Source organism: Catenibacterium sp. CAG:290 (genome assembly GCF_000437715.1).
In the GTDB taxonomy this organism is placed as follows: domain Bacteria; phylum Bacillota_I; class Bacilli_A; order Erysipelotrichales; family Coprobacillaceae; genus Catenibacterium; species Catenibacterium mitsuoka_A.
The window spans coordinates 1-8,929 of sequence record NZ_FR898827.1; the positions used below are offsets into that span (position 1 = coordinate 1).

Annotated in this window: 8 protein-coding genes and 1 riboswitch; all 8 genes read left to right on the forward strand. The window is 33.3% G+C overall.

The features are described from left to right. The first annotated feature begins 450 nt into the window (after window positions 1–450). A riboswitch (ZMP/ZTP riboswitch) is annotated at window positions 451–536 on the forward strand. A gap of 38 nt (window positions 537–574) precedes the next feature. The 8 genes from QVO42_RS06620 (at window position 575) to QVO42_RS06655 (ending at window position 8,809) form a co-directional block, all read left to right on the forward strand. Further along, window positions 575–1,753 (forward strand): phosphoribosylaminoimidazolecarboxamide formyltransferase, encoded by a 1,179-nt coding sequence (locus QVO42_RS06620; protein WP_022425357.1) that lies wholly within the window; start codon window positions 575–577, stop codon window positions 1,751–1,753. A 38-nt stretch (window positions 1,754–1,791) separates the two neighbouring features. After that, complete coding sequence (gene murB, locus QVO42_RS06625) at window positions 1,792–2,787, forward strand: UDP-N-acetylmuramate dehydrogenase (RefSeq protein WP_022425358.1); 996 nt, start codon at window positions 1,792–1,794, stop codon at window positions 2,785–2,787. Window positions 2,788–2,851: 64 nt separating this feature from the next. Continuing rightward, on the forward strand, window positions 2,852–6,058 hold the full coding sequence (locus tag QVO42_RS06630; protein ID WP_022425359.1) for a DEAD/DEAH box helicase: 3,207 nt from the start codon (window positions 2,852–2,854) through the stop codon (window positions 6,056–6,058). A gap of 1 nt (window position 6,059) precedes the next feature. After that, the gene (locus QVO42_RS06635) at window positions 6,060–7,040 is read left to right on the forward strand and encodes a LacI family DNA-binding transcriptional regulator (protein WP_022425360.1); all 981 of its coding nucleotides are present in this window, start codon (window positions 6,060–6,062) and stop codon (window positions 7,038–7,040) included. A 51-nt stretch (window positions 7,041–7,091) separates the two neighbouring features. Then, the gene (locus QVO42_RS06640) at window positions 7,092–7,355 is read left to right on the forward strand and encodes a GH32 C-terminal domain-containing protein (protein WP_022425361.1); all 264 of its coding nucleotides are present in this window, start codon (window positions 7,092–7,094) and stop codon (window positions 7,353–7,355) included. A gap of 152 nt (window positions 7,356–7,507) precedes the next feature. Then, window positions 7,508–7,900 (forward strand): Hsp20/alpha crystallin family protein, encoded by a 393-nt coding sequence (locus QVO42_RS06645; RefSeq protein ID WP_022425362.1) that lies wholly within the window; start codon window positions 7,508–7,510, stop codon window positions 7,898–7,900. 52 nt (window positions 7,901–7,952) lie between these two features. After that, complete coding sequence (locus tag QVO42_RS06650; RefSeq protein ID WP_022425363.1) at window positions 7,953–8,345, forward strand: Hsp20/alpha crystallin family protein; 393 nt, start codon at window positions 7,953–7,955, stop codon at window positions 8,343–8,345. A gap of 56 nt (window positions 8,346–8,401) precedes the next feature. Then, window positions 8,402–8,809, forward strand: coding sequence for an Hsp20/alpha crystallin family protein (locus QVO42_RS06655; RefSeq protein WP_022425364.1), 408 nt, complete (start codon window positions 8,402–8,404; stop codon window positions 8,807–8,809). The last annotated feature ends 120 nt before the right edge of the window (window positions 8,810–8,929 follow it).

Here is an 8,929-nt window from a genome sequence, read left to right on the forward strand (position 1 = left end):
CCCTAGTTATTTTAAATTACCCTTTTCTGCTGGATACTAGGATTACATCTTTTGGATTCAATTTCCAGCATCATAGATAAATGGGAAAACCTTTTATAGCCTTCCAATATATAGATCAACGTACCTTATTATTATATTCAGGAGCTATCTCCCGTTTTCCACCTTTCATTAAAACCATACATTATGAATAAAGCATATAAATCATTATCGGTGGATAAATACGTTTTTCCTAATTTAATTGAGTATCCTCAATGGATACTCAGTCACAGTATCCCATGGGAATCTCTCCTTTCTGACCAAGTTCTTTGAGATGAATGTATATGTTAAGGAGGTCTTCCTCCTCTCTTTCTGTCTTAATTATAGCCTAATAATTAAAGTTGTGCAAGCGTTTACATTCTATTTTTATATAATGAAAATACTTGTTTTATTATATTCTTTTATCTATAATGACATTAGTTATATGACTGACGGAAGTGGAATTGACCACAGGGAGTATAATAAATCAAATGAAGAAGCCGACCGTCTGGGCAAAGAAGCCTGGAGTATGTGTCGGCTTCTTTTTTTGGAGGAATCAATGAAAGAATTAGAATTAAAGTATGGCTGTAACCCTAATCAGAAACCTGCTAAGGTATTTATGGAAGAAGGAGAACTTCCTTTTACTGTCTTAAATGGTAAACCTGGTTATATCAACTTATTAGATGCTTTTAATAGCTGGCAGTTAGTGAAGGAATTAAAGGAAGCAACTCATATGAGCTGTGCTGCAAGTTTTAAGCATGTATCTCCTGCTGGTGTGGCTATTGGGACACCTTTAACTGAAGTAGAAAGACAGATGTATTTTGTAAAGGAAAGTGCCGAAGTGTTAAGTCCTATCGCAAATGCATATATTAAGGCAAGAGGTAGTGACCGTATGAGTTCATATGGTGATTTCTGTGCTCTTTCTGATGTATGTGATGAAGTAACTGCTAAACTTATTAATCGTGAAGTCAGTGATGGTATTATTGCCCCTGGTTATACAAAAGAAGCATTAGAAATACTTAAGAAGAAAAGAAGAGGCACTTATTGTGTATTACAGATGGATCCTCACTATGTACCTAATCCAGTAGAAATTAAGCAAGTATTTGGTATTACATTCCAGCAAGGTAGAAATAACTGTGTGATTAATGAAGAAATGTTTAAGGATGTTGTATCTAAAAATAAAGATATCCCTGAACATGCATTACATGATTTAATCCTTTCTATGATTACATTAAAATATACACAGTCTAATTCCGTATGTTATGTCAAGAATGGTCAGGCTATTGGTATTGGAGCTGGTCAGCAGTCTCGTATTCATTGTACAAGACTTGCTGGTAATAAAGCAGATGTATGGTTCTTACGTCAGCATCCTAAGGTATTAGGTTTACAGTTTGCTGATGGTTTAAAACGTGCTGAAAAGGATAATACAATTGATGCATATGTATCAGATGATTATGAAGATGTACTAGGTGATGATGTATGGCAGAACTATTTCAAAGTAAAGCCAGAAATATTTACTAGAGAAGAAAAAAAAGAATGGTTAAAGAAGAATACAGATGTCGTACTAGGTAGTGATGCATTCTTCCCATTTGGAGATAATATTGAACGTGCTCATAAGAGTGGTGTGAAGTATGTAGGTGAACCAGGTGGTTCTATTCGTGATGATCATGTTATTGATACTTGTGATAAGTATGATATGGTACTCGCATTTACTCATCAAAGATTATTCCATCATTAATCCTCTACTTTTGTTGTAACTGTGTTATAATGCACTTTATGAAAATTAATGAGAATGTAAAAATTAAAGAACTCACTACAATGCGCCTAGGCGGTCTAGCGCGTTATGTGATTGAATTAGAGACCGTAGAAGATGTAGAAAAAGCTTACTTATTTGCGAAAGAACGTCAATTACCTGTATTTATTCTAGGTACAGGAAGTAATGTAATTGGAAAAGATGAAGGTTTCAAGGGGGTTATTCTTTTAAATCGTATTAAAGGTATACGTTTTATTGATGAATTGACGATTGACGCAATGGGTGGAGAACTACTTGATGATTTAGTTGCTTTTACTACAGAAAAGAATTTATCTGGTATTGAAGCATTAAGTGCTATTCCTGGTACTGTCGGTGCTGCACCTGTCCAAAATGTAGGTGCTTATGGTCAGGAAATAGAACAAGTATTAGAATCTGTACATGCTTATGATTTAAAAGAAGAAAAGTATGTCACTATTAAGAAAGAAGATATGAATCTAGGTTATAGGCAAAGTATCTTTAATCAGGGTAAAGATGCTGGACGTTATTTGATTATCTCTATGAGAATTCATTTGAGTCATGATAGACTTACTCCTCCTTTCTATACTTCTTTACAGAGTTATGTAGAAGAACATCAGATTACTGATTTTTCTCCTAAATCTATTAGAAAGATGGTTACTGAAATACGCTGGTCTAAGTTACCTAAACCAGAAGAAATGGCTAGTTCTGGATCATTTTTTAAGAATGTTTATTTAGATGATGCTGAAGCAGAACGTTTAAGAAGTATGAATGTTCCTGTCTGGGAAGGTAATAAAGTCCCTTCTGGATGGTTAATAGACCATGCTGGATTAAAGGGTAAATCATTTTATGGTATGCGTGTACCAGAAAAAGCTGCACTGATCTTAATTAATGAAAGTGCACAAAGCTATGCTCACTTAAAACAGGCAAGAGAAGAAATTGTTTCTATTATTGAAAAGAAATATGGTCTAACTCTAAAACAGGAACCTGTTGAACTGGAATAAGATTTATTCCAGTTTTTTTGTGTTCTTTCTTATGATATAATTAGTTAGATTAGGAGGAATTGCTATGTTATTTATCACTGACAATGAATTTGAACGTGTTGTATCTAGAGCACGTAACCGTGATATTGCACGAGAATACTATCGAAGAGATTATGTTGTAAATGTTTCTATCACTATAGATAATCGTGGTTATTATCATATATCTGGTAAAGTTATGATTAATGGTAATATCTATCTTCCCCGTGTTCTTGTGAATCCCAATTCTAAAATAGTATCAACAGACTGTAATTGTATATATGCTGATGAATATACAGCCTGTGGACATATAGGAGCCCTTATTTTAAAGGTTCAGGAGTTATCTCCCAATACATTCCCTTATCGTTATGCTGTTGATTTAGAAAAGCGTGCACAGGAAGAAAAGAAGAGTGCTATGAGAGAACGTCTTTTATGGGAACAACAGATGGCTGAATTTAGAAGAATGGAAAGAGAAAAGGAAACCAATGCATTGACTGATTATATTAAGAATCAGTTAGTCAATCAGTTTACACCTGTAAGTTCTACACCCGTTCATTTAAAGCTGCTTCGTGCAGATGGATGGAATTTTAATATCACATTTAAGGTAGGCCGTGCAAGAGATTATATTGTAAAGAGTATTCCTAACTTTGTATCACAAATGCAGAATAATGAATATCATGCTTATGGAAAGACTTTATCTTTTGTTCATAATCCTGATATTCTAGATGAACCATCTAAAAAGATTTACCAATTTATTCTGAGATTCTATCATTCTCATCTTACTAATAATAATACGTTATTCATTGATAATGAGAATATTGATGCTTTATGGGAGTTGCTTACAACTATTCCTGCATCTTTACATGCTTTTAAATGTATAGAGGGTGAATTACATCCTATGGTATCAGTGACTAAAGATAAACATGATACAATTCTAGAACTAGAAACAAATATAGCACCTTATTTTGCTGGTAAGAGATGTTTATATCAATATACACCTTCAGAATTCACTATCACTCGTTATCCTTTCGATAAACAGGGTGTTACTATTGAGTTATTGAATCGTTTTGATACATTACAGCGTCTTTATGTAGCGCATGAACAGTTAGAAAACTTTACTCGTTATATTATTTCTCCTACAAAGAAATATATTGAGTATGTAGGTTTAGAGGATACAATTCAGGAAGAATCACATCTAGAAATCTATGCAGATGTAGATGAAGACGAATATGCTTTAGTTAGCCTAATTGGAACATATGAGGATGGAACACATGATCTTCTTAAAGAAGATGTACCTCATTCTTTAAAAGCAGATCTCATTATTAGTTTCTTAGAGAAATATAATCCTGATGATATGTCAGGACCTATGCGTTTTGATACACATCGTGATGAAACAATAGATATGATTCATGATGGTTTAGGACATCTTAATAAGATGACAGATGTTTATGTATCTGATTCTTTACAAGCGATTGGTTCTAAGAAGTCTATGAACTTATCTGTTGGTATCAAGGTCTCTCATAATCTATTAGAAATGGACTTAGATTCTTTAGATGTGCCTAAAGAAGAATTAGCTAATATTATTGCAAGTCATAAGAAAAAGAAACGTTATCATCGTTTAAAGAATGGTCAGTTATTATATATTGATACACATGAATTAGATGAGTTAGGCAATATGATGGATCAGTATCATATTCTACCTAAAGATATTTCTGAAGATGGTACAATTGATTTAAATCTAAATAGAGCTTGTCAAATGGACTTAGCAACACAGGACTTCCAGTATGTACAGGTCAATCGTGAAGAATCATTTAAGGACGTATTGGATCATTTAAAGAACTATACACATCATAAACATAAATTAAATGAACGTTATGATGCCATATTAAGAGATTATCAGAAAGAAGGTTTCCAATGGCTTTCTACTATGAATGATCTACATTTTGGTGGTATTCTTGCAGATGATATGGGTTTAGGTAAAACAATCCAGATTATGAGTTTATTAGAAAGTAATGAACATCACTTTTCTATTATTATTTGTCCTGCTTCATTGATTTTAAACTGGTTGGATGAGTTTAATAAGTTCTCTTCTCATTTAAAGGTGACTTGTGTAATGGGTAGCGCAAAAGAACGTAAAGAGATTATTAAAAACTATAAGCAGTTTGATGTAATGATTACTTCTTATGATTATATTCGTAAGGATTATGAACAATATAAGGATATTGTATTTGATTTTATTGTTTTAGATGAAGCACAGTATATTAAGAATCAGAAGACTAAGAATGCGATTGCAGTCAAATCATTAGAAGGTAAACAGCGCTATGCGTTAACTGGTACACCTATTGAAAACTCACTTGCTGAATTGTGGTCCATCTTTGATTTCTTAAATAAAGACTATTTATATAACTATCGTTATTTTAAATCTCATTATGAAGCACCTATTGTCAAGGATCATGATGAAGAGGTTCAGACACAATTGCAGAAGATGATTTCACCTTTTGTATTAAGACGTACGAAAAATGAAGTATTAAAAGATTTACCTGATAAGATTGAAAATACTGTACTTGTAGACTTCAGTGAAGATGAAAAGAAGCTCTATTTAGCTCATTTAGCACAGGCCAATCAGTTATTAAAGACTTTAGATGGTTCTAAGGATCGTATTCAGATTCTTGCTATGTTGACAAAGTTAAGACAGATCTGCTGTGAACCTCGTATTGTCTTTGATGATGTAAAACATATGTCTTCTAAGATGGAAGCATGTTTAAATATTATTCAAACATATAAAGACAATAACAAGAAGATTATTGTATTCTCATCATTTAAGAGCTTATTGAATCTTCTTGCGAAAGAATTAGATAAGAGTAAGACATCTTATTATATGTTGACTGGTGATACTGATAAAGCGGATCGTAAAGGTTTAGTAGATGCTTATCAGAATGATGATACAACAGTCTTCTTAATTAGTTTAAAAGCAGGAGGTACTGGTTTAAACCTCACTGCAGCAGAAGGTGTTATTCACTTTGACCCTTGGTGGAATATGTCTGCACAGAACCAGGCAACAGATAGAGCATATCGTATTGGACAGAAGAATAAAGTATTTGTATATAAGTTAATTATGGCTGATTCTATTGAAGAAAAGATTCAGACATTACAGGCAGCTAAGAAGGATTTAGCTGATCGTTTTGTGGAAGGTAACAGTGGTTCTATTACGACTATGAGTGGTGAAGAAATCATGAGTTTATTTAGTGAGGATTAGCATGAAGAAGATGACTATGGCCGATATCGCAAAAGTTGCAGGTGTGTCTAAAACAACTGTTTCTCGTTATTTTAATGGTGGCTATGTAAAAGAAGAAACACGTCAGAAGATAGAAAAGATTGTAAAAGAATATGATTATGAGCCTAATGTGCTTGCTGCAAATTTAAAAGCCAACAAGACACATACTGTTGGTATTGTATGCCCTACTCTTACTTCATATGCTTCTAGTCGTATGATGATGAATATTGATCAGTTCTTAAAGAAGCATCATTATACGACAATCATTATTAATACTAATCATGATGAACTCGATGAAATCAAATCTATTACTAAACTTATGCAATTAAGAGTGGATGGTATTATTCTTCTTGCCACTTCTATCACAATGGCACATAGAGATATTACCTCTAAGAGTTCTGTTCCTATTGTCTTTATGGCTCAGTCTTATGATGATGGCGTGAGTGTTATCAATAATGATTATGAAGCAGGCTATAAGATAGGTGAGTATATTTATTCTAATGGTCATAAGAATGTTGTATATGCAGGAGTAAGTAGAAAAGATGTGGCTGTAGGAGTCATTCGTAGACAGGGTGTTTATGATGGCTTACAGGATGTACATCCTTATTTTCTAGAAACAGACTTCTCTGCTGAAAAGACAATGGATAAACTCAATGATTACTTAAAGAATCATACATGCCCTACTGCCATCATCTGTGCAACAGATACAATTGCGATGGTATGTATGAAGGTTCTAAAAGATCACGGTTTACGTATTCCTGAGGATGTTTCAGTGACTGGATTTGGTGGTTATTGGACTTCTACTGTAATGTCCCCAGCTCTTACAACTATTAAGTTCCATTATGCTCATGCTGGCCAGATGGCTGGACAGATTATTCTTGATATGATAGAAGAAAAAGAGGTCGAACGTGCTACACTTATTGACTTCTCATTTATAGAAGGAGAAAGCGTCAGAAGTATCTGATGCTTTTTTTAAAAATGTGGAATCGGTATCATGCCGATAAGAGGTGTAAATATGAATTATGAAGATGGTCTTCTCACTATTGATATGAATAAAAGCAGTTCAGGTCGTGGTGTGAAACACATTAAAATTCATGAAATGAATAATATGACTTTGTTTAGCGACACATCTTCTTTAGAGCTATTCATCAATGATGGTGCTTATGCCTTTACTACACGTATTTACAACAATTCAGATACTATTGAAATTATAAGTAATAAAGAAATTGATATGACTGCTTATCAATTAAAATCGATTGACTTAGAACCTGCCAAATAGGCAGGTTCTTTTCTTTTTAGCACTTTATAAAAGAAAGTGCTAATTTTTAGCACTCAAGTGTTGACTTTGCTAAAAGAGTGGCTATAATAGTAGTTGTAATCGATAGAGAGGTTACTAAGAAATAAGAAAAACGTTGAGAGAGGCGAACAAATATGAAATATTATCCAAATTTTAGTGATGTGTTTGATGATTTATTTGATTCAGGAGTCAATACTACAAAAGCAAATACCATGTTATGTGATATTCGTGAAACAGAAACTACTTATGTAATGAATATCGCTCTTCCTGGATATAAGAAAGAAGATATTTCTTTGGAACTTAAGGATGGCTACTTAAAAGTATCAGCAGCTGCTAAGAAAGAAGAAACAGCAGGTCGTGTTGTAAGACGTGAAAGATATAGTGGTAACTGTTCTAGAAGCTTCTATGTAGGTGAAGGATTTACCGAAGAAGATATCAAAGCTAAATTTGATAATGGTGAATTAATGATTTCTGTGCCAAAGGAAGCACCAAAGAGAGTTGAAAAGAAATCAATTACAATTTACTAATTACACGAGATCAATGATCCCATGTTAAAATTTGATAAAGGAGATGTTACTTATGAGATTTTTACCTGGTTTCTATGATTTATTTGATGATTGGATGACTCCAACAACTAATGCAATGCAGTGTGATATTAAGGAAGTAGACAATAATTATGAAATGAATATTGCCCTTCCTGGATATAATAAAGAAGATATTTCTCTAGATCTTACTGATGGTTATTTAACAGTTTCTGCAAATACTAATCAGGATAAGGAAGAGAAAGATAGTAATGGTAAGGTTATTAGAAGTGAACGTTATACAGGAAGCTGTTCAAGAAAGTTCTACGTAGGTGAAGGATATACAGAAGAAGACTTCGCTGCTAAGTTCGAAAATGGTGAATTAATGATCACTTTCCCTAAGACTGAACCTGAAAAGATCGAAGAAAAGAAAGCTATTATGATTGAATAGTTCATAACACGAGACTAAGAATCCCATGTTTAAATTTAATAAAGGAGATGTTACTTATGAGATTTTTACCTGGTTTCTATGATGTGTTTGATGATATGTTTGATGATGGATGGATGCGTCCAACTACCAATGCAATGCAGTGTGATATCAAGGAAGTAGACAACAACTACGAAATGAATATCGCTCTTCCTGGATATAAGAAAGAAGATATTTCTCTAGACTTGACTGATGGTTACTTAACAGTTTCTGCGAATACTAATCAGGATAAGGAAGAGAAAGATAAGAACGGCAAGGTTATCAGAAGTGAACGTTATACAGGAAGCTGTTCAAGAAAGTTCTATGTTGGTGAGGGCTATAAAGAAGAAGACTTCACTGCTAAGTTCGAGAATGGTGAATTGATGATTACATTCCCTAAGACTGAACCTGAAAAGATTGAAGAAAAGAAACCTATTATGATTGAATAGGCATTTGAAAAGGAAGCGTGAGCTCAATGTCATTAAGTTAATAATGCTAGAATTTAAGTCAGATGATATATCAGCAGATATATTATTGGTAATTTAAAATAACTAGGGGTTTCCTAAATT